The organism is Pseudomonas inefficax (assembly GCF_900277125.1).
Classification (GTDB): domain Bacteria; phylum Pseudomonadota; class Gammaproteobacteria; order Pseudomonadales; family Pseudomonadaceae; genus Aquipseudomonas; species Aquipseudomonas inefficax.
Genome location: NZ_OPYN01000038.1, coordinates 47,252 through 67,603 on the forward strand (window position 1 = coordinate 47,252; position 20,352 = coordinate 67,603).

The 20,352-nt window shown below is 65.0% G+C and carries 24 protein-coding genes and 1 riboswitch; of the genes, 14 read left to right on the forward strand and 10 right to left on the reverse strand.

Features of this window, described 5'->3' with window-relative positions; all coding sequences use genetic code 11:
* Positions 1 to 66: 66 nt before the first annotated feature.
* The 3 genes from JV551A3_RS04020 to JV551A3_RS04030 are packed head-to-tail and all read right to left on the reverse strand — an operon-like array spanning position 67 to position 2,621.
* A complete protein-coding gene (locus JV551A3_RS04020) occupies positions 67 to 1,332 on the reverse strand; it encodes an ABC transporter permease (RefSeq protein ID WP_112254086.1) in 1,266 nt (421 codons plus the stop codon).
* On the reverse strand, positions 1,332 to 2,042 hold the full coding sequence (locus tag JV551A3_RS04025) for an ABC transporter ATP-binding protein (protein ID WP_133970143.1): 711 nt from the start codon (positions 2,040 to 2,042) through the stop codon (positions 1,332 to 1,334). Before JV551A3_RS04025 ends, JV551A3_RS04020 begins: the two co-directional genes overlap by 1 nt.
* Positions 2,043 to 2,621, reverse strand: coding sequence for a DUF2796 domain-containing protein (locus tag JV551A3_RS04030; RefSeq protein ID WP_133970144.1), 579 nt, complete (start codon positions 2,619 to 2,621; stop codon positions 2,043 to 2,045). It lies immediately after the preceding gene.
* 130 nt (positions 2,622 to 2,751) lie between these two features.
* On the opposite strand from JV551A3_RS04030, the gene JV551A3_RS04035 reads away from it, so the two are divergent.
* Positions 2,752 to 3,096: a hypothetical protein gene (locus tag JV551A3_RS04035; protein ID WP_133970145.1), complete on the forward strand. Its 345-nt coding sequence runs from the start codon at positions 2,752 to 2,754 to the stop codon at positions 3,094 to 3,096.
* A gap of 311 nt (positions 3,097 to 3,407) precedes the next feature.
* Here the strand turns inward: JV551A3_RS04035 and trxA are convergent, their stop codons facing one another.
* The 3 genes from trxA to JV551A3_RS04050 are packed head-to-tail and all read right to left on the reverse strand — an operon-like array spanning position 3,408 to position 5,436.
* Complete coding sequence (gene trxA / locus JV551A3_RS04040; protein WP_133970058.1) at positions 3,408 to 4,280, reverse strand: thioredoxin; 873 nt, start codon at positions 4,278 to 4,280, stop codon at positions 3,408 to 3,410.
* A 31-nt stretch (positions 4,281 to 4,311) separates the two neighbouring features.
* Positions 4,312 to 4,983: a class I SAM-dependent methyltransferase gene (locus JV551A3_RS04045; RefSeq protein WP_133970059.1), complete on the reverse strand. Its 672-nt coding sequence runs from the start codon at positions 4,981 to 4,983 to the stop codon at positions 4,312 to 4,314.
* Positions 4,984 to 5,436, reverse strand: a complete 453-nt coding sequence (locus JV551A3_RS04050) for a YbaY family lipoprotein (RefSeq protein WP_024086181.1) — start codon at positions 5,434 to 5,436, stop codon at positions 4,984 to 4,986. It lies immediately after the preceding gene.
* 106 nt (positions 5,437 to 5,542) lie between these two features.
* On the opposite strand from JV551A3_RS04050, the gene nrdR reads away from it, so the two are divergent.
* The 12 genes from nrdR to JV551A3_RS04115 all read left to right on the forward strand — a co-directional run bounded on the left by nrdR (position 5,543) and on the right by JV551A3_RS04115 (position 14,376).
* A complete protein-coding gene (nrdR, locus tag JV551A3_RS04055) occupies positions 5,543 to 6,007 on the forward strand; it encodes a transcriptional regulator NrdR (protein ID WP_003255402.1) in 465 nt (154 codons plus the stop codon).
* Positions 6,008 to 6,009: 2 nt separating this feature from the next.
* Positions 6,010 to 7,140 carry a bifunctional diaminohydroxyphosphoribosylaminopyrimidine deaminase/5-amino-6-(5-phosphoribosylamino)uracil reductase RibD gene (gene ribD / locus JV551A3_RS04060; RefSeq protein WP_133970060.1) on the forward strand — a complete coding sequence of 377 codons (1,131 nt, stop codon included), beginning with the start codon at positions 6,010 to 6,012 and terminating at the stop codon, positions 7,138 to 7,140.
* A gap of 42 nt (positions 7,141 to 7,182) precedes the next feature.
* Positions 7,183 to 7,848: a riboflavin synthase gene (locus JV551A3_RS04065; RefSeq protein WP_112254094.1), complete on the forward strand. Its 666-nt coding sequence runs from the start codon at positions 7,183 to 7,185 to the stop codon at positions 7,846 to 7,848.
* 18 nt (positions 7,849 to 7,866) lie between these two features.
* Positions 7,867 to 8,958 carry a bifunctional 3,4-dihydroxy-2-butanone-4-phosphate synthase/GTP cyclohydrolase II gene (gene ribBA, locus JV551A3_RS04070; protein ID WP_021783930.1) on the forward strand — a complete coding sequence of 364 codons (1,092 nt, stop codon included), beginning with the start codon at positions 7,867 to 7,869 and terminating at the stop codon, positions 8,956 to 8,958.
* A 91-nt stretch (positions 8,959 to 9,049) separates the two neighbouring features.
* Positions 9,050 to 9,526, forward strand: a complete 477-nt coding sequence (gene ribH, locus JV551A3_RS04075; protein ID WP_003255395.1) for a 6,7-dimethyl-8-ribityllumazine synthase — start codon at positions 9,050 to 9,052, stop codon at positions 9,524 to 9,526.
* Positions 9,523 to 10,023, forward strand: a complete 501-nt coding sequence (nusB, locus tag JV551A3_RS04080) for a transcription antitermination factor NusB (protein ID WP_013970674.1) — start codon at positions 9,523 to 9,525, stop codon at positions 10,021 to 10,023. The genes ribH and nusB overlap by 4 nt, the downstream gene beginning before the upstream one ends.
* Before the next feature lie 18 nt (positions 10,024 to 10,041).
* Positions 10,042 to 11,010 (forward strand): thiamine-phosphate kinase, encoded by a 969-nt coding sequence (thiL, locus tag JV551A3_RS04085; protein WP_112254095.1) that lies wholly within the window; start codon positions 10,042 to 10,044, stop codon positions 11,008 to 11,010.
* The gene (locus tag JV551A3_RS04090; protein WP_004376077.1) at positions 11,007 to 11,510 is read left to right on the forward strand and encodes a phosphatidylglycerophosphatase A family protein; all 504 of its coding nucleotides are present in this window, start codon (positions 11,007 to 11,009) and stop codon (positions 11,508 to 11,510) included. The genes thiL and JV551A3_RS04090 overlap by 4 nt, the downstream gene beginning before the upstream one ends.
* Before the next feature lie 16 nt (positions 11,511 to 11,526).
* Entirely contained in the window at positions 11,527 to 12,270 is a 744-nt protein-coding gene (locus JV551A3_RS04095) for a substrate-binding periplasmic protein (protein WP_133970061.1), read from the forward strand.
* 260 nt (positions 12,271 to 12,530) lie between these two features.
* The gene (gene ribA / locus JV551A3_RS04105; RefSeq protein ID WP_003260612.1) at positions 12,531 to 13,148 is read left to right on the forward strand and encodes a GTP cyclohydrolase II; all 618 of its coding nucleotides are present in this window, start codon (positions 12,531 to 12,533) and stop codon (positions 13,146 to 13,148) included.
* Entirely contained in the window at positions 13,145 to 13,564 is a 420-nt protein-coding gene (locus JV551A3_RS04110; protein WP_133970063.1) for an MFS transporter, read from the forward strand. Before ribA ends, JV551A3_RS04110 begins: the two co-directional genes overlap by 4 nt.
* Complete coding sequence (locus JV551A3_RS04115; RefSeq protein WP_133978352.1) at positions 13,564 to 14,376, forward strand: cobalamin-binding protein; 813 nt, start codon at positions 13,564 to 13,566, stop codon at positions 14,374 to 14,376. The genes JV551A3_RS04110 and JV551A3_RS04115 overlap by 1 nt, the downstream gene beginning before the upstream one ends.
* A gap of 132 nt (positions 14,377 to 14,508) precedes the next feature.
* Here the strand turns inward: JV551A3_RS04115 and dxs are convergent, their stop codons facing one another.
* The 4 genes from dxs to ribB form a co-directional block, all read right to left on the reverse strand.
* Positions 14,509 to 16,404 carry a 1-deoxy-D-xylulose-5-phosphate synthase gene (dxs, locus tag JV551A3_RS04120; protein ID WP_133978354.1) on the reverse strand — a complete coding sequence of 632 codons (1,896 nt, stop codon included), beginning with the start codon at positions 16,402 to 16,404 and terminating at the stop codon, positions 14,509 to 14,511.
* Positions 16,405 to 16,582: 178 nt separating this feature from the next.
* On the reverse strand, positions 16,583 to 17,470 hold the full coding sequence (gene ispA, locus JV551A3_RS04125; RefSeq protein WP_133970066.1) for a (2E,6E)-farnesyl diphosphate synthase: 888 nt from the start codon (positions 17,468 to 17,470) through the stop codon (positions 16,583 to 16,585).
* Entirely contained in the window at positions 17,467 to 17,709 is a 243-nt protein-coding gene (locus tag JV551A3_RS04130) for an exodeoxyribonuclease VII small subunit (protein WP_003255380.1), read from the reverse strand. The genes ispA and JV551A3_RS04130 overlap by 4 nt, the downstream gene beginning before the upstream one ends.
* A 198-nt stretch (positions 17,710 to 17,907) precedes the next feature.
* Positions 17,908 to 18,558 (reverse strand): 3,4-dihydroxy-2-butanone-4-phosphate synthase, encoded by a 651-nt coding sequence (gene ribB / locus JV551A3_RS04135; RefSeq protein ID WP_133970067.1) that lies wholly within the window; start codon positions 18,556 to 18,558, stop codon positions 17,908 to 17,910.
* An 80-nt stretch (positions 18,559 to 18,638) separates the two neighbouring features.
* A riboswitch (FMN riboswitch) is annotated at positions 18,639 to 18,780 on the reverse strand.
* A gap of 91 nt (positions 18,781 to 18,871) precedes the next feature.
* On the opposite strand from ribB, the gene JV551A3_RS04140 reads away from it, so the two are divergent.
* Complete coding sequence (locus JV551A3_RS04140) at positions 18,872 to 20,077, forward strand: RtcB family protein (RefSeq protein ID WP_133970068.1); 1,206 nt, start codon at positions 18,872 to 18,874, stop codon at positions 20,075 to 20,077.
* Positions 20,078 to 20,352 lie beyond the last annotated feature (275 nt).

Sequence of the window (20,352 nt, forward strand, 5' to 3'; positions counted from 1 at the left end):
TGAAAGGCCTGTGGGAGCGGGCGTGCCCGCGAAGAAGGCGGTGAGGTTTCTGATCATTGCACGCCCTCAGAGGTGAATGGACAAGCCATCGGCCAGCGACTGCCGATAGGCCCGCCATGCCGGCACGCTGCCCATCAGCAGCGCGGCTCCCAGGATGATAGCCAGCAAGGTCCATTCATGAGCGCTCGGCATGGCCAGCGGCAAATACAAACCATAGTTGGCCTGCACATACCCCTGTGCCAAGGCGATACCCGCATACAGCAAACCAAGCCCGGCGGCGATCCCGACCGCCGCCAGCGACAGCGCCTCCAGCACCAGCAGCCCCGCGATATGCCACGGCCTGGCGCCAACCGAGCGTAATATCGCCATCTCCCTGCGGCGTTCATTGAGGCTGGTGAGAATTGCCGTAAGCATGCCGATCAGGCCGGTCAGTACCACGAACAGCGACACCACGAACAATGCCTGCTCCGCAGTGCCCATCAGGCTCCACAACTCCTGCAGGGCTACCCCTGGCAGGATCGCCAGCAACGGCTCGTTGCGGTATTCATTGATTTCCCGCTGCAGGCTGAAGGTCGCGATCTTGCTGTTCAGGCCGAGCATGAACGCAGTGATGGCGGCAGGTTGCAAGTCCATGGTCCTTGCCTGCTCGGCGCTGATACGCCCGGCGCCACGAGCCGGCACGCCGTTGTGCCAGTCGATGTGGATGGCCTCCATGCCGCCCAGGCTGATATGCAGCGTGCGGTCTACCGGCGTGCCGGTGCGCTTGAGCACACCGACCACGGTGAACGGCTTGTCGTCGTGCTTGACCAGGCTGATAGCTGCGACACCATGCGCCAGCACCAGTTTGTCGCCCAACTTGTAGTGCAATGCCTCGGCCACTTCGGCACCGAGCACCACCTCGAACGGATCATCGGCAAACGCGCGACCCTGGCTCAATTCCAGGTGCTGACGGCGGCCGTACTGGTAATGGCTGAAGTAGTCGCCAGTAGTGCCCATTACCCGATAACCACGGTGCGAGTCGCCCAGCGAGATGGGGATAGCCCATTTCACCCGCGGATCTTTGGCGTAGTGCTCATAGCTGTCCCAGCGGATGTTGTTGGTGGCGTTACCGATGCGGAACACCGAGTACAGCAGCAGGTTCACCGAGCCGGAGCGGGCGCCGACGATCAGGTCAGTACCGCTGATGGTGCTGGCGAAGCTGGCCCGGGCTTCGGTACGGACCCGCTCCACGGCCAGCAGCAGGCACACCGACAGGGCGATGGCGAAGGCGGTGAGGAACGCAGTGAAGCGGCGGTTGGCCAGGCTGGCCAAGGCAAGGCGGAGCAGGTACATCAGGCCTCCCGGGGCTTGGCGGCACGGTTGAGTTCGGCCAGCGACAGGTGGCGGTCGAACAATGGCGCCAGGCTCTGGTCGTGGCTGACGAACAGCAGGCTGGCACCGGCGGCGCGGCATTCATCGAACAGCAGGCGGATGAACGCTTCGCGGGTGTCGGCATCCAGAGCCGAGGTCGGTTCATCGGCGATCACCAGTTCGGGTTGGCCGATCAGTGCGCGGGCGGCGGCAACCCGTTGCTGCTGGCCGATCGACAGGCTGTCGGCGCGCCGGGCCAGCAGGGCGGGGTCGTCCAGGCCCAGGTGGGCCAGCAGCGTGCTGGCTGCCTGGTCGACACTGCCGTGGCGCTGCTCGGCGCGGGCCTTGCGACTGCGCGAGAAGCGGCAGGGCAGCTCGACATTTTCGCGTACCGAGAGGAACGGCAGCAGGTTGAACTGCTGGAAGATATAACCGGTGTGGTCGACCCGGAAGCGGTCACGGGCGCCTTGGCCCAGGCTGCCGAGGTCCTGGCCGAGCAGCTGGATGCGGCCCTGGCCCGGCACGTTCACCCCGCCCAGCAGGCCCAGCAATGTGGTTTTGCCACTGCCGCTGGGGCCCTTGAGAAACAGGGCCTCGCCAGCCTCAAGGCGGAATGCCGGAATATCCAGCAGCGCCGGCTGGCCGGGCCAGGCGAACACCAGCTCATGCAGTTCGATCAACGGCTGGCGCATTCAGAACGCGACCGCGGCCTTGGCCGGCGTGGTTTCTACGCCTTTCTGGCCATTGGGGCCAATCAGTTGAACGTTGATCTTCTGCGTGGCCGGGAAGGCCTTGAACAGCGGAGCGAGGTCCAGCTGCGCCAGATTGTCGGGGTTGGCGCAAGTCAGCTGGTAATGGGCGCCGATGTCGCTGTGCTGGTGGCCATGCTCGTGTTCGTCACCCTCGTCGTCGGCTTTCGGGGCATCACCGAACAGTGGGCTTTCCAGTTCCTGCTGGTCTTCCTTGCAGCCGGCGGCAGCGGGCAGGCCGAACAGCTTCAGTGGCTGCTCCAGTTGCTGGCGCACCGCCGCGACCTTGGCCTTGTCGGCGTCGCTGCTCGCAGCATGTTCGAAGCCGACCAGGTTCATTGCCGGGCTGTCCAGCTCCAGCTCAAGGGTGTTGCCGTCGAGCACGGCATTGAGCTTGGCCACGCCATGCTCGTGGGCGCCAAGGGTGCCGTGGGCGTGGTCGTGATCATGGTCATCATCGTGGGCATGGGCCACGGCCAGGGGCAGCAAGGCGAAGGGCAGGGCGAGCAACAGGCGACGCATGGACGACTCCGGAGCGGGCGGGAAGATTGAGTTATGTTATAACAACTTTTCTGCATGCTGCCAGCCTGCGTGGCGCAGGTTTCATGTTGGGGTAGGATGGTGGCATTGATTTGGCTTCAGGGAATGCAGCATGAGAATTCGTGGACAGATTGGTGACTGGCCTGTGGATCTGACCATCGAGTTGGCGCCTGAAGAGTGGGCGCAACTGGGGCGGCAGGTCGAATTGCCCGCGGTGGCGCAGGCCGCAGCAACGGAAACCGTAGCGACAACTCGCCAGGATGACGGGCAATGGATTGCGGCACGTGAGGTGTTGCGCCTGGCAGGGCAGATGAGCGGGCCGGAATTGCTGGATCGGTTGGAGGGGCTGGCCGGGAGTACGGCGGCGGGTAAACGGCTGCTGGTGCGCTTGCGGCACAGCAGTGAGGTGAAGGTGGAAAGTGGCGTGGACGCGCCGGTGTATCACTGGGTGGGGTGAAGTTGCCTGTGCTGGCCCTATCGCCGGCAAGCCAGCTCCCACAGGGACTGCACATGGCTTGAAACCGATGCAGTCGAGGTGGCAGCAACCGTCTTGGATATCTCTTCAAGCCAGCACTGGCTCTTGTAGGAGCGGCCTTGTGTCGCGATGGGCCGCGCAGCGGCCCGGCAATCTTTGCTGCGAAGCTGAAAACCTGGGGCCGCTTCGCGCCCCATCGCGACACAAGGCCGCTCCTACAGGTATTTGCACATGGCTTGAGGCCGGTGTGGTCGTGGTGGGAGCTGGCTTGCCGGCGATAGGGCCGGTACAGGTCAGAACATCGCCGCCGACAACTTGCGACGATATACGCCGACCAGCGGGTGGTCCCCACCCAGCAGCTCGAATACCTGCAGCATCGCCTTCTGCGGCAACCCGTTCTCATAGCCACGGTTACGCTGGAACAGTTTCAACAACCCTTCCAGCGCCGCTTCATACTGCTGGCGCGCCAGCTGCTGAATGCTCAGCTGATAAGCCGCTTCGTCATCCTGCGGGTTCTGTGCCAAGCGACTTTTCAGGTCGGCCACTTCCGGCAGGCTGGCGGCCTGGCGCAGGAAGGTCAGCTGGGCCTTGGCGCCGGCCAGCGCAGCCTTGTGCTCGTCGGTTTTGACCGCATCCAGCACCACCTGGGCTTCACCCAGCTCCCCGCGCTCGGCCAGACAACGGGCATACAGGATCAGCGCCTCGGCATTGCTGTTGTCCTCACCCAGCAAGGCCTGCAACAGTGCTTCGGCCTCGGCAAAACGGCTTTCGGCAAACAGCTCCTTGGCCTGCTCCAGCGGCGATGCGCTCGGGGCGGCGGGCAGTTGCACGTGCGGCTCGAGCATGGCGCGGATCGCCGATTCCGGCTGCGCACCGGCAAAGCCGTCCACCGGCTGGCCGTCCTTGAACAGCACCACGGTCGGCAGGCTGCGTATGCCGAACTGGGCAACCACCTGTTGCTCCACGTCACAGTTGATCTTGGCCAGCAGCAGTTCGCCCTGGTACCCCTCGGTGATCTTCGCCAGCAGCGGCATCAATGCCTTGCACGGCGCGCACCACTCGGCCCAGAAGTCCACCAGCACCGGTTTGTGGAAGGAGTTCTCGATAACCAGTTGCTGGAAGGTGGCATCGGTAGCGTCGAAAATGTAGGGCGTGTCTTGGGTCATCGCGACTCTCGCAAACTCGTGAATGACACCACTATAAGGTGTCCCGGCTGGCGTGGTACAGGCTGACCCGGCGGAATTCGTGCGGCTCGGCCAGGTCCGGCAGGGTCAGCGCTTCCAGCACGCCCAGCTGCTGGTACAGCGGGTGGCTGAAGTCGCGCACCCGCGAGTCGGCCACCAGCGCCTGGCGCCCGCGGCCGAGGAAGGCATCCAGCAGCGGCAGGTTGGCGCGGTCGTAAAGCACGTCGGCAACCAGGATCAGATCGAAGCGATCTTCCTCGGCGAAGAAATCGCTGCTGTAACCCAGTTCCACCCCGTTCAGCGCGGCATTAGCGCGGCAGGCATCGAGTGCCAGCGTGTCGAGGTCGCAGGCCACCACTTCCAGCGCACCGGCGCGGGCGGCGGCAATACCGGCAATACCGGAGCCGGCGCCAAAATCCAGCACGCGCTTGCCGGCTACCCATTCCGGGTGCTCGGCCAGGTAACGGGCCATGGCCAGGCCGCTGGCCCAGCAGAAGCTCCAGTAGGGCGGTTCTTCAAGAATGCGCCGGGTCTCTTCGCTGCTGAAGGCACGGTCCATGTTCTGGTCGTCGATCAGCCACAGCTTGAGGTCGCAGCCGGGCAGCTCGCTGACGACAAGACGCGCTTCGCCGATCAGGCCGCTGAGGGCCTGTTGCAGGGGCTGTTGTAGGGAGACTGGCGCCACTTACGGCGCCTTCTCGAAACGCAGCGGGCCGATAGCCTGGGTCTGGGCCTGGGTAATGCGCACCGGCGGCAGGTGCATGATCAGTTGGCCAGAGCTGCTGGCGCGGCCGCGCAACTCGACCCGGGCACCGGCGGGGAAGGCCTCGGGGTTGAAGCGCAGCTGGTAGGGCAGGGCCTGACCGGTGCCTGTGAGATTGCTGCTGGCCAGCAGGCGCTGCGGGCGGTCGCGCTCGTCTATGACCAGCAAGGCCAGCTCCACGTCGGCACCGGCCGGGATTTCCAGCAAGGTGCCGCTCAGCTCGCGCTGGTAGGCCGGCAGCGGGCCCAGTACTGCGGCCGGCTTGGCCGTGCGGGCTGGCGTGGGTGCCGGAGGGGTGTCGGGCTTCGGCCTGTCGCTGCCGCAGGCGGCGAGCAGGGCGGCGCAGCACAGCACGACGAGCGCTCGGTAGTGCATGGGGTAGTCCTTCACGGGCAGATTTCCCATGGATGTTAACCCCTTTGGCTTGTCTTGCCAGTGGGATGCGCTACCATGGCCCTCCCTTTTTTTGTTGCCTGCCACCATGCACTGTCCCTTTTGCGGTGCCAACGACACCAAGGTCATCGATTCTCGCCTCGTCGCCGAGGGCGAGCAGGTGCGCCGCCGCCGCGAATGCGTCGCCTGCGGCGAGCGCTTCACCACCTTCGAAACCGCCGAGCTGGTGCTGCCCCGGCTGATCAAGCAGGACGGCACGCGCCAACCCTTCGACGAAGAAAAACTGCGTGCCGGCATGCAGCGGGCTCTTGAAAAGCGCCCGGTCAGCGTCGAACGCCTGGAAGCTGCGCTGGCGCATATCAAGAGCCGCCTGCGTGCCACCGGCGAGCGTGAAGTCAAATCGCTGGTGGTGGGTGAGATGGTCATGGCCGAGCTGCGCAAGCTGGACGAAGTGGCCTATATCCGTTTTGCCTCGGTTTACCGTCGCTTCCAGGACCTCGACGAGTTCCGCGAAGAAATCGACCGCCTGGCCCGCGAGCCAGCTAAAGAGTGACCATGCCCAGCCAAGCTGCCATCCTCGACGCCCACTACATGGCCCGCGCGCTGGAGCTGGCGCGCAAGGGCCTGTACACCACCCACCCTAACCCGCGCGTTGGCTGCTTGATCGTGCGCGATGGCGAGGTGGTCGGCGAAGGCTGGCATGTGCGTGCCGGCGAGCCGCATGCAGAAGTGCATGCCCTGCGCCAGGCCGGTGAGCGTGCCCGTGGCGCCTGTGCCTATGTCACTCTCGAGCCGTGCAGCCACCATGGCCGCACGCCGCCGTGCGCCGAAGCGCTGGTCAATGCCGGCGTGGCACGGGTGGTGGCCGCCATGCAGGACCCCAACCCGCAAGTGGCGGGGCAGGGCCTGCGGCGCCTGGCCGAGGCCGGGATCGAAGTGGCCAGCGGCGTGCTCGAAGCCGAGGCCCGCGCACTCAACCCCGGTTTCCTCAAGCGCATGGAGCACGGCCTGCCGTTCGTTCGCGCCAAACTGGCCATGAGCCTGGATGGCCGCACCGCCATGGCCAGTGGCGAAAGCCAGTGGATCACTGGCCCGGCCGCCCGCTCGGCGGTGCAGCGCCTGCGTGCCCGCTCCAGCGTGGTGCTGACCAGCGCCGCCAGCGTGTTGGCCGATAACGCGCGGATGACCGTGCGCGGCACAGAGCTGGGCCTGGATGCCGAAACCACCGCTCTGGCACTCAGCCGCACACCGCTGCGCGTGCTGGTCGATGGCCGCCTGCGCCTGCCGCTGGATGCCCCGTTCTTCCAGGCTGGCCCGGCGCTGGTGGTGACTGCTGTCGCAGATGACCCGCGCTATGCCGCTGCCGGCCACGAACTGCTCAGCCTGCCGGGTGACAATGACCAGGTAGACCTGCCGGCGCTGTTGCAGGCCCTGGCGACCCGTGGCGTCAACGAAATCCTGCTGGAAGCCGGTGCCGGCCTGGTCGGCGCCTTCGCCCGGCAAGGCCTGATCGACGAGTATCTGTTGTTCGTCGCCGGCACCTTCCTCGGTTCCCAGGCCCGCCCGCTGCTGGACTGGCCACTGGACAAGATGAGCGAAGCGCCGCGGCTGAAAATTACCGAAATGCGTGCAGTGGGCGATGACTGGCGGGTCACGGCCATCCCCTTGCCGGCGCCCGGCGTATAATGCCGGGCTTGCCCCGCGCAAACCGTTTTTGAGGAAGACCCCATGTTCACCGGCATCATCGAATCCATCGGCACCATCCGCAGCCTGACCCCCAAGGGTGGCGACGTGCGCGTCTACGTCGAAACCGGCAAGCTCGACCTGGGTGACGTCAAGCTCGGCGACAGCATCGCCGTCAACGGCGTGTGCCTGACCGCCGTCGAACTGCCGGGCGACGGCTTCTGGGCCGACGTCAGCGTCGAAACCCTCAAGCGCACCGCCTTCATCGACCTCAAGAGCGGCAGCAAGGTCAACCTGGAAAAGGCCCTGACTCCCACCACCCGGCTGGGCGGGCACCTGGTCAGCGGCCACGTCGACGGGGTCGGCGAAATCATCTCGCGCAGCGATAACGCCCGCGCCATCCAGTTCCGCGTGCGTGCACCGAAGGAACTGGCCAAGTACATCGCCCACAAGGGTTCGATCACCGTCGACGGCACCAGCCTGACGGTCAACGAGGTCAATGGCGCCGAGTTCGAGCTGACCATTGTCCCGCACACCCTGTCCGAAACCATCATGGCCGACTACCGTGCAGGGCGTCGGGTAAACCTTGAGGTCGACCTGCTGGCCCGTTACCTGGAGCGTCTGCTGCTGGGTGACAAGGCCGCCGAACCGAACAAGGGCAGTGGCATTACCGAAAGCTTCCTGGCCGCCAACGGCTTCTTGAAATCCTGATTGAGAAGGGGGTGCCGCGTGGCGCTCAACAGCATCGAAGAACTGGTCGAAGACATCCGCCAGGGCAAAATGGTCATCCTCATGGATGACGAAGACCGCGAAAACGAAGGCGATATCATCATGGCAGCCGAGTGCTGCCTGCCCGAGCACATCAACTTCATGGCCAAGCACGCCCGTGGCCTGATCTGCATGCCGATGACCCGCGAGCGTTGCGAAACGCTGAAGCTGCCGCTGATGGCGCCGCGCAACGGCTCGGGCTTCGGCACCAAGTTCACCGTGTCGATCGAAGCCGCCGAAGGTGTCACCACCGGCATCTCCGCCGCTGACCGCGCCCGCACCGTGCAGGCGGCCGCCGCCAAGGACGCCAAGGCCGAAGACATCGTCAGCCCTGGGCACATCTTCCCGCTGATGGCCCAGCCTGGCGGTACCCTGGCCCGTGCCGGCCACACCGAGGCCGCATGCGACCTGGCGCGCATGGCCGGTTTCGAGCCGAGCGGCGTGATCTGCGAAGTGATGAACGATGACGGCACCATGTCGCGCCGCGCCGAGCTGGAAGTGTTCGCCGCCGAGCACGGCCTGAAGATCGGCACCATTGCCGACCTGATCCACTACCGCATGATCCACGAGCGCACCGTGCAGCGCGTCTCCGAGCAATCGGTCGAGAGCGAGCTGGGCGAGTTCAACCTGGTCACCTACCGCGACGCGGTGGAAGGCGACGTGCACATGGCCCTGACCCTGGGCAAGATCTGCGCCGAAGAACCGACCCTGGTGCGCGTGCACAACATGGACCCGCTGCGCGACCTGCTGCTGGTCAAGCAACCGGGCCGCTGGAGCCTGCGCGCCGCCATGGCCGCCGTGGCCGAGGCCGGCAGCGGCGTGGTATTGCTGCTGGGCCACCCGCTGGACGGCGACGTGCTGCTGGCGCACATCCGCGAAAGCGCGGGCGATGCACCCACCAAGGCACCGACCACCTACAGCACCGTGGGTGCCGGTTCGCAGATCCTGCGCGACCTTGGTGTGCGCAAGATGCGCCTGATGAGTTCGCCGATGAAGTTCAACGCGATATCCGGATTCGATCTGGAAGTTGTAGAATACGTGCCCTCCGAGTGACTTGAGGCGGCAATGACGCCCTCTGCTCGAGTCCAGACCCCTGTCGAGGCCGCTTGTATGCGGCCTCGCTCTTGAAGATGAGAATATCGGAATGACCCTGAAGACCATCGAAGGTACCTTCATCGCCCCCAAAGGTCGCTATGCTTTGGTGGTTGGCCGCTTCAACAGCTTCGTCGTCGAAAGCCTGGTAAGCGGTGCAGTTGATGCCCTGGTACGCCACGGTGTCAGCGAAAGCGACATCACCATCATCCGTGCCCCGGGTGCATTCGAAATCCCGCTGGTGGCACAGAAGGTCGCCCAGCAAGGCGCCTACGACGCGATCATCGCCCTGGGCGCCGTGATCCGTGGTGGTACCCCGCACTTCGAATACGTGGCGGGCGAATGCACCAAGGGCCTGGCCCAGGTGTCCATGGAGTTCGGTGTTCCGGTGGCTTTCGGCGTACTGACCGTCGACTCCATCGAACAGGCCATCGAGCGTTCCGGCACCAAGGCCGGCAACAAAGGTGCTGAAGCTGCCCTGTCCGCTCTGGAAATGGTCAGCCTGCTGGCGCAGTTGGAGGCCAAGTGATTAGCGACGAAAGCGATCGTTTCAACCCGCGCGATCCAAAACCTGCGGATGCCGGCAAGCCCTCGAAGAGCGCCAAGCGCCGCGAAGCCCGCAAGCTCGCGACCCAGGCGCTGTACCAGTGGCACATGGCGCAGCATTCGCTGAACGAGATCGAAGCGCAGTTCCGGGTCGATAACGATTTCTCCGATGTCGATGGCGCTTATTTCCGCGAGATCCTGCACGGGGTCCCGGCGATCAAGAGCGAAATCGACAGCGCCCTGAAGCCATGCCTGGACCTGGCACTGGAAGAACTCGACCCGGTCGAGCTGGCCGTGCTGCGTCTGTCCACCTGGGAGTTCATCAAGCGTGTCGACGTACCGTACCGCGTGGTGATCAACGAAGGTGTCGAGCTGGCCAAGGTCTTCGGTGCCACCGACGGTCACAAGTTCGTCAACGGCGTGCTGGACAAGCTGGCGCCGAACCTGCGCGAAGCAGAAGTCAAGGCGAACAAGCGCTGATCCTGGCGCTTGCGAACCATGGGTGAGTTCGAGCTGATCAACCATTACTTCGCCGCCGCGCCCTGTGCGCAGGGCGGCGAAGGCGTGGCCCTGGGTATCGGCGATGACTGCGCCCTGCTGGCGCTTCCCCCCGGTGAACACCTGGCAGTGTCGACCGACACGCTGGTCGCCGGGGTGCATTTCCCTGCTGTTTGCGACCCGCTACTGCTGGGCCAGCGCTCCCTGGCCGTGGCGGCCAGTGACCTGGCAGCCATGGGCGCAACTGCCATCGGCTTTACCCTCGCCCTGACCCTGCCTGACGTAGGCCCGGACTGGCTGGCGGCCTACGCCAATGGCCTCAGCCGCATGGCCCACCGCTGCCGTATGAGCCTGATTGGCGGGGATACCACCCGGGGTCCGCTGAGCATCACTGTCACCGTGTTCGGCCGCGTGCCGGCTGGCCAGGCATTGCGCCGCAGCGGCGCCCGGCCAGGCGACCTGCTGTGTGTTGGCGGCACGCTGGGCAAGGCCGCCGGTGCCTTGCCGCTGGTGCTGGGTGAGCGCGAGGCGCCTGCTGCCCAGGCCGAGCCGCTGCTGGCCCATTACTGGTCGCCGATGCCGCAGCTTACCCTGGGCGAGTGGCTACGTGGGCGGGCGACGGCAGCGCTGGACATCTCCGACGGCCTGCTGGCTGATTGCGGGCATATCGCCAAGGCGTCCGGCGTGGCGCTTGAGGTGAACCTGGCCCAGGTACCAGTGTCTCCTGCTCTAGTGGCGTTCCTCGGTCGCGAAGCGGCATTGCAGGCAGCGCTCAGCGGTGGCGACGATTATGTACTGGCCTTCACCTTGCCGCCCGAAGCGCTGGCGCCTCTGGCGAACCTCGGTTTCATCGAGGTGCATACCATTGGTCGTGTGCTCGAAGGGCAGGGTGTGACCCTGCGTGATGCACAAGGCCGGGACATCACCCCCGAGCAGCGGGGCTATCAACATTTTAGGGAGACACCGTGACCGATCACCCCAACCAGGTGCCTGCGGAGTTCGTTCCGCCTTCGGTCTGGCGCAACCCGTGGCACTTCATCGCCTTCGGCTTCGGTTCCGGCACCTTGCCCAAGGCGCCGGGCACCTGGGGCTCGCTGGTGGCCATACCGTTCATTCCGCTGTGGCAGATGCTGCCCGACTGGGGCTACTGGCTGCTGCTGGGCGTAAGCATGCTGTTCGGCTTCTGGCTCTGTGGCAAGGTCGCCAATGACCTGCGCGTGCACGACCATGAAGGCATTGTCTGGGACGAGATCGTCGGCATGTGGATAACCCTCTGGCTGGTGCCGGAAGGCTGGCAGTGGCTGCTGGCGGGGTTCCTTATGTTCCGCTTCTTCGACATTCTCAAGCCGTGGCCGATCCGCTGGGTCGACCGCCATGTGCATGGGGGCGTCGGGATCATGCTCGACGATATCCTGGCCGGCGTGTTTGCCTGGCTGGGGATGCAGGTTCTGGTGTGGGCGGTTGCCTGATACAGGGAGCGTGTGAATGGCCATGAGGACGGTGCTGCTGGCAATGCTGCTGAGCCTTGCCCCGTGGGCGGCGGCTGCCGAAGGTGTGCCGAAGCAGATCCACCTGGTCAGCGAAGAGTGGCTCGACTACACCAACGCCGACGGTACTGGGGTGGCCTGGGATGTGCTGCGCAAGGTGTTCGAACCGGCCGGGGTCAAAGTGGTGACCCAGAGCGCGCCCTACAGCCGTGCGATCGGGCTGGTGAAGCGTGGCGAGGCTGACGCCTGGGTAGGCTCGTACAAGGAAGAGAACGACGACAACCTGTACCCGCGCTGGCATTTCGACATGGACCACATCTACGCATTGGGCCTGGTCAGCAAGCCTGTGCCTACCCAACAGACCATAGGCCAGTACCGCCTGGCCTGGGTGCGTGGCTACGACTTCGGCAGCTACCTGCCCAATGTGCATGAGTTTCGCGAAGTCCAGCGCCGCGAAGGCATTTTGCCGATGCTCGAGCATGACCGCGTGGACTACTACATCGATGCGCTGACCGAGGTCGACTACGTGCTTGGCCAGGCCTCTCACCCCGAGCGCTTCCGCCGCACCCACGTGGCCGAACTGCCGCTGTACCTGGCCTTTGCCCGCAACGACCAGGCCAAGGCCTTGCGCGACCTGTTCGACAAGCGCATGGCAGAGCTGGTGCGCAGTGGCGAGCTGAAGCCGATCTTCAAGCGCTGGCAGCAGCCGTATCCGTTCAGCCCGGATAGCAAACCGCATTGAGGCGCAGAGCGCTCAGGCATGTGTGGTCCCTGTGGGAGCGGGTTTACCCGCGAACACCGGCGAAGCCGGTGCCAGGCACCGCGCTGGCTTCTTCGCGGGTAAACCCGCTCCCACAGAAACCGCGTGGGGCACGGTTGATTGATGGCCTACTAAGCATCGAACTTTTCGATCTTAACCCACCGTATTCAGCCAGCCCACATCCCCCAACCTGCTGATACAATCGGCTCACGAGAAATTTCCTACTTATCCAGGAGCACAACGTGCCCGTCGTCTTTGTTGCCGCCTCTAAACTCCCGACTCCTTTCGCGACCTTCACCATGCATGGCTTCCTCGATGAAGCCACCGGCCGCGAGCACGTGGTGCTCAGCCTGGGTGACATCGCGGACGGCCAGCCGGTGCTGGGGCGCCTGCACTCGGAGTGCCTGACCGGCGATGCCCTGTTCAGCCAGCGTTGCGACTGCGGCTCGCAGCTGGAAGCCGCGCTACAAGCCATCGCCCGTGAAGGCCGTGGCGTGCTCCTGTACCTGCGTCAGGAAGGCCGCGGCATCGGCCTGCTGAACAAGATTCGCGCCTATGAGCTGCAGGATGGTGGCGCCGATACCGTCGAGGCCAACGAGCGCCTGGGCTTTGCCGCCGACCAGCGCGACTACGCCATGTGCCTGCCGATGCTGGAACACCTGGGCGTGAAGTCGCTGCGCCTGATGACCAACAACCCGCGCAAGGTCAAAGCCCTGACCGACATGAACATCGTCGTCGCCGAGCGCGTGCCGCTGCACACCGGGCACAACCCGCACAACCGTTACTACCTGGCGACGAAGGCTGGAAAGCTGGGCCACATGCTGGGTAACGAGCATCAGGGCGAGGTGCCCCAGGCGTGACCCGCACCGAGGTCAAGCGGCGCCTGGCGCTGGCCTGGTGGCAGTACCTGGCGGTGGGCCTGGTGCCGCTGCCAGTGATGGCCTGGGCCTTCGGTGGCGGTGATGCGCTGGCCTCGGTGCTGGCCATGCCACTGTTCATTGCCGGCGCGGCGACCATGTTCCTCAGCCTGCCGCGCTTCGGTGCCTACAAGCGCGCCCTCATCGCAACTTCAAAGGTGCTCGGCACTGGCGAAGAGCCCGCCGCCTGGATCGAGCTGGCGCGGGTGCGGCGCCTGGCCATGCTTTATGCCTGCTTCCCGGCCTGGGTCGCCGCTTTGTCGGTACTGGTCGGCCTCGAGGCGGTGCCGCAGATCCTGCTGGCGTTGTCCACCGCAGTGGTGCTTTACCTCTATCGCATTCCACGCCAGCTCGGCTGATGCGCCTGCTGCCCGGCCTGTTGGCGCTGTTCGCCTGCTCCGCATTGGCCGGCGAACCCCTGCGGGTGGTCAGCCTGGCCCCGTCGATGAGCGAGATCATGCTCGAACTGCAGGCCGATGACCTGCTGGTAGGTGTGCTCGACGGTGGCGAACGGCCGGCGGCGCTGCGCGAGTTGCCCTCGGTGGGGCGCCTGGGGCAACTGAATCTCGAACGCCTGCTCAGCCTTCGCCCCGACCTGTTGCTGCTGTGGCCGGGCAGTGTGCCGCCGGCCCAACGTGACCAGCTCAAGCGCCTGGGCATCGCCACCTTCAGCGCAGAACCCCATGATATCGACCAGTTGATCGAGCAGATCGAAGCCATCGCCGAACGTATCGGCCGTGCCGAGCAGGGCCATCGGTATGCCGAGGCCTTGCGTGAGCGGTTGCGTCAGTTGCGCCAGCAGTACCGGCGGGACGAGCCGTTGCAGGTGTTCTACCAGGTCTGGGACCGACCGCTGTATACGCTCGGTGGACAGCAGGTGGTCAGCGATGCCCTGGCCGTTTGCGGGGCGCGTAATGTCTTCGCCGATCTCACCCAGCCGGCGCCGCAGGTAAATGTGGAATCTGTGCTGCTGCGCAACCCGCAGGTCATTCTGGCGGGTGATGAAGCGCAGCTGGCGAGTTGGAAGGCGTGGCCGCAATTGCGTGCGGTGGCTGATGATCGTTTACTGGTGGTGCCAGACAAAGGCCTGGAGCGGCCCAGTGGGCAGATGATCGAAGCTACGGCGCGGTTGTGTGCGTTGCTCGCGGCTAAAGCGCCAACGCCCCGGTGAGCCTCTGCGAGGGCTGCGCCCTCGATCGCAACACAAGGCCGCTCCTACAGTGGCTGCGCAAGGCTCGATGCCTGCATGGCCCCTGTAGGAGCGGCCTTGTGTCGCGATGGGCCGCAAAGCGGCCCCAAAATCTCAAAGCCCGAGCCTGGCCATCCGAGCCTTCACCGAAGCCCCGATCCCGGCCGCATCCAGTCCACACTCAGCCAGCATCTGCGCAGGCTTGGCATGCTCGACATAAATGTCCGGCAACCCCAGGTGCAGCAGCGGTTTAACGATCGCCTGGTTAGCCAGGAACTCACCAACAGCCGCACCGGCACCGCCCATGATGGCGTTTTCTTCGATGGTCACCAGCAGCTCATGGCTTGCGGCCAGTTCCAGCACCAGCGCCTCATCCAGCGGTTTGACGAAGCGCATGTCGACCACGGTGGCCTTGATCTGCTCAGCCACCTGCATGGCCTCGGCCAGTTGTACGCCGAACACCAGCAAGGCGACTTTCTCGCCCTGGCGACGGACCACGCCCTTGCCGATTTCCAGCGGCTCCAGATCACCACTGATCGGCGCGTTCGGGCCGGTGCCACGTGGGTAGCGCACAGCCGCCGGGCCGTTGTACAGGTGGCCGGTGCTGAGCATCTTGCGCAGCTCGTTCTCGTCGCTTGGGGTCATCACCAGCATGCCCGGGATGCAGCGCAGGTACGACAGGTCGTAGCTGCCCGCGTGGGTCGGGCCGTCTTCGCCGACCAGGCCGGCGCGGTCGATGGCGAACAGCACGTCGAGGTTCTGTACCGCCACGTCGTGGATCAGCTGGTCGTAGGCGCGCTGCAGGAAGGTGGAGTAGATCGCCACCACCGGCTTGCTGCCCTCGCAGGCCATGCCGGCCGCCAGGGTCACTGCATGCTGCTCGGCGATCGCCACGTCGAAGTAACGCTCCGGGTAGCGCTCGCTGAAGTCGACCAGGTCGGAGCCTTCCTTCATCGCCGGGGTAATGCCCACCAGGCGGTTATCGGCGGCAGCCATGTCGCACAGCCACTGGCCGAACACCGCGGAGTATTTCGGGCCGCTGGCTTTCTTCGGTGCGGCTGGTTTGTCGGCCGGCTCCAGCTTGGTGATGGCGTGGTAGCCGATCGGGTCGATCTCGGCCGGGGCGAAGCCCTTGCCCTTCTTGGTCACCACGTGCAGGAACTGCGGGCCCTTGAGATCCCGCATGTTGCGCAGGGTGGCAATCATGGTCGGCAGGTCGTGGCCGTCGATCGGGCCGATGTAGTTCCAGCCCAGTTCTTCGAACAGTGTGCCCGGCACCAGCATGCCTTTGGCGTACTCCTCGGTGCGGCGGGCGATTTCCCAGGCGCCCGGCAGGCGCGACAGCACTTTCTTGCTGCCTTCGCGCATGCTCGCGTAGGTGCGGCTGGAGAGGATCTTGGCCAGGTAGTTGGACAGGCCGCCGACGTTGCGCGAAATCGACATGTCGTTATCGTTGAGGATAACCAGCATGTCGGCGTTGACTTCCTGGGCGTGGTTCAACGCCTCGAAGGCCATGCCGGCGGTCAGCGCGCCGTCACCGATCACCGCGATCGACTTGCGTTCGCTGTGCTGCAGGCGGGCGGCAATGGCCATGCCCAATGCGGCGCTGATCGAGGTGCTGGAGTGGCCGACGCCGAAGGTGTCGTACTCGCTCTCGCTGCGGCGCGGGAAGGCGGCGATGCCGTCCTTCTGGCGCAGGCTGAGCATGCGGTTACGGCGCCCGGTGAGGATCTTGTGCGGGTACGCCTGATGGCCCACGTCCCACACCAGCCGGTCGTCGGGGGTGTCGAAGACGTAGTGCAGGGCGATGGTCAGCTCGATGACGCCCAGGCCGGCACCAAAATGCCCACCGGTCTGACCCACGGTGTAGAGCAACTCCTGGCGCAGTTCGTCGGCCAGGGTCTCCAGGTCGGCTTCGGCCAGCCGGCGCAGGCCGGCAGGCGTGTCAGCGCGGTCGAGCAACGGCGTGACCGGGCGTTCGCGGGGAATCTCTTGAAACGTCGTGGGCATCAGGCGAGTCGTTATAGGTGTGTGAAGACGCGGCAGTTTACCCCATTGTAGGAAATACTGCCCATTCAACCACGGGTTTACGCGGCCCCTGTGGGAGCGGGTTTACCCGCGAATGCGGCGGTAAACTCAACATCGCATTCGCGGGTAAACCCGCTCCCACAGGGATTGGTGTCGCTGCTTAGTTGCGGCGTTCGACGATGTAACGCGCCAAGGCCCGCAGCGGTTCGGCCTTTTCGTCGAAGCCTTGCAGTGCGACCAGCGCCTGGTCGCGCAATTCGACCGCATAGGCCTTGGCCGCTTCCAGACCCAGCAGCGCCGGGTAGGTCGGTTTGTCACGGGCGATATCAGCCCCTTGGCGTTTGCCCAGGGTGGCGGTGTCGCTTTCCACATCGAGGATGTCGTCCTGCACCTGGAACGCCAGGCCGATGGCCTGTGCATAGGTCTGCAGGGCAGCCAGTTGCGCCTGTTCGGCGCGGGCGCTGGCCAGGGCGCCGAGGCGCACGCTGGCTTCGATCAGCGCACCGGTCTTGTGCCGGTGCATGAACTCCAGCGCCTGCTGGTCCAGCTTCAGGCCAACCGAACCCAGGTCGATGGCCTGGCCACCAACCATACCTGCCGGGCCGGCCGCCTTGGCCAGGGCCTGGACCATGGCCAGGCGAATGCTGTCAGCCTGCGGGCTCAGGCGCGGGTCGAGCAGGGCGCTGAAGGCCAGGCTCTGCAAGCCGTCGCCGGCGAGGATCGCGCAGGCCTCATCGAAGGCTTTGTGGGTGGTCGGCTGGCCGCGGCGCAGGTCGTCGTCATCCATTGCCGGCAGGTCGTCATGCACCAGCGAGTAGGCGTGGATCAGTTCCACAGCGCAGGCTGCGCCGTTGGCCTGTTCGGCCGGGGCGCCCAAAGCTTCGCAAGCCGCGTAGGCCAGCAACGGACGAACGCGTTTGCCACCGTTCATCACGCTGTAGCGCATGGCGGCGTAAAGGCGTTCGAGTTCCTTGGTCGGAGCGACGAATAACGGCTCGAGGGCGGCGTCGACCCGGGCCTGGGAGCTGGCCTGGTAGGTGCCGATCATGCTTCAGGCTCCGCGTCGAAGGGCTGGGCAGCCAGCTCGCCATCGCGTTCCAGCAGGATCTGCACCTTCTGCTCGGCCTGGGCCAGGGCGCCCTGGCAATCGCGGGTCAGGGCGATGCCTTGCTCGAAGGCGGCCAGCGACTCTTCCAGCGACAACTCGCCGTTCTCCAGGCGCTCGACCAGTGCTTGCAGGTCTGCGAGGGATTGCTCGAAATCGAGGGAGGCTTTTTTGCGGGCCATGGCGACTGTCTCGGTGGCATTCAGAACGGCGCGACACTAGCAGAGCGGGGCGGGGGGAGCAAACTTCAGGGGCAATGCTGCTGGTTTCAAGGGCCCTTTCGCGGGCACGCCCGCTCCCACAGGTACAGCACAGGTCTTGAAGGCTGTGGTGTAACCTGTGGGAGCGGGCGTGCCCGCGAATGGCCTGGAGGAGGCCTATCAGGCTGGCTCTGCTTCCAGCTCCAGCATGGCCTCACGGTACCGCGCCAGTTCCTCGATGGTCAGCACCGGCAGATTGTATTGCCGCGCATACACCGCCACCTGCTCGCCACGGGCCATCGTGCCATCGGGGTTCATCAACTCGCACAGCACCGCCGCCGGGCGCAACCCGGCCAGGCGTGCCAGGTCTACCGAGCCCTCGGTGTGGCCACGGCGGGTCAGCACCCCGCCATTGCGGGCGCGCAGCGGGAACACATGCCCCGGGCTGACGATATGGCGTTGGTCGGCAGTGGAGCGCAGTGCCGCTCCAATGGTGGTGATGCGGTCCTGCGCCGACACTCCGGTGGTAATGCCTTCCGCCGCCTCGATGGTGACGGTGAAGCCGGTGCCATGGCGGGCCTGGTTGTTCTGTACCATCGGTGCCAGCTGCAGGTCGTCGACGGTGGCCTCGTCCAGGCACAGGCAGACGATGCCGCTGCAATCGCGAATCATCATGGCCATGGTCTGCAGCGAGATGTTCTCGGCGGCGGCGATGATGTCCGCTTCGTCCTCACGGTCGTCGTCATCGAGCAGCAGCACAGGGCGCCCGGCCTGGAAGGCGGCGATGGCAGCGCTGACATTGGGGAATTGCGGGTGATGCTTGGTGGACATGAAACGCTCCTCGTGAAAAATCGATGAACGTCTCGGGGCGAACAAAATGCGCGCGCAAGGGCGCCCGGATGGCCCCTGCCTGACGCCTTCTTTCATCCGGACTATGACCGTCGGCTCTGGAGTCTCACCAGATCTGCTGACCCCCGGCATGGCCGGGGCGCTCGCGGGCTCATCTTTCGATTTACCGCCGGTGGGGACTTTCACCCCGCCCTGAAGACCCGCCAAGCATACAGCACATTGCCACCCCGCTGGCAACCCACGGCTCTACGACCTTTGGCGGTATCATGCGGCTATGCATTCGAGGAACAGCCCCATGGACATTCTCCAGGTCGCCGGCGGCAAGCCGGTAAAGTTGTGGACCGACGGCGTACCGGTGGAAGACGACGCCCGCAAGCAACTGCTCAACACGGCCAGGATGCCGTTCATCTTCAAGCACCTGGCGGTGATGCCGGATGTGCACCTGGGCAAGGGCTCGACCATCGGCAGTGTGATCCCGACGGTTGGTGCGATCATCCCCGCCGCGGTGGGTGTGGATATCGGCTGCGGCATGATCGCCGCGCGCACGTCGCTAAGCGCTCGCGACCTGCCGGACAACCTGCATGGCCTGCGCAATGGCATCGAACAGGCCGTGCCGCATGGCAAGACATTCGGCAAGCATGATCAGGGCGCCTGGGCCGATGTGCCGGCCCGGGCGGACAAGGCCTGGGCGCAGTTGGCCGGACGCTTCAAGGCCATCACCGACAAGTACCCGCGGTTGGAGAAGACCAACAACCGCCATCACCTGGGGACGCTGGGCGGCGGCAACCACTTCATCGAGGTATGCCTGGACGAGGCCGACCGCGTCTGGTTCATGCTGCACAGTGGCTCCCGCGGCGTAGGCAATGCCATCGGCAACCTGTTCATCGAACTGGCCCAGGCCGACATGCGCCAGCACTTGGCCAACCTGCCGGACAAGGACCTGGCATATTTCGAGGAAGGCAGCCGCCATTTCGCCGACTACGTCGAAGCGGTGGAGTGGGCGCAGGACTACGCCAGGCAGAACCGCGAGCTGATGATGCTGGCGGTGGTCGGCGCGGCTCGCAAGGCGCTGGGCAAGCCGTTCGAGGCCAGCCTGGAAGCGGTGAACTGCCACCACAACTATGTGCAGCGCGAGCAGCATTTTGGCCGAGAGGTGCTGGTGACGCGCAAGGGGGCGGTGTCGGCGCAGAAGGGGCAGTTGGGCATCATTCCCGGCTCGATGGGGGCCAGGAGCTTTATCGTGCGAGGGCTGGGCAATGAAGAATCGTTCTGTTCCTGCAGCCATGGTGCCGGCCGGCTCATGAGTCGGACCAAGGCCAAGAGCCGCTTCACCGTGGAAGACCAGCGGCGGGCCACGGCGCATGTGGAATGCCGCAAGGACAAGGAGGTGATCGACGAGATCCCCATGGCCTACAAGGACATCGATGCGGTGATGCGCGCGCAGCAGGAGCTGGTGGAGGTGGTGCACACCTTGCGACAGGTGGTGTGTGTGAAGGGCTGACGGGGGTTGCCTGTGCCGGCCTCTTCGCGGGTAAACCCGCTCCCACAGGAATCGAGTGAACCTGTGGGGCACAAGTTGCCATGAAAAAGTTGAAGCCTGTGATGGCACAGGTTGCCATGAAAAAGTTGAAGCCTGTGATGGCACAGGTTGCCATGAAAAGTTGGAACCTGTGATGGCACGGGTTGCCATGAAAAGTTGAAGCCTGTGATGGCACCGGTTGTGATGAAAAGACGGAGCCTGATGGTACAGGTTGCTACTGTAGGTGAAGCCTGTGG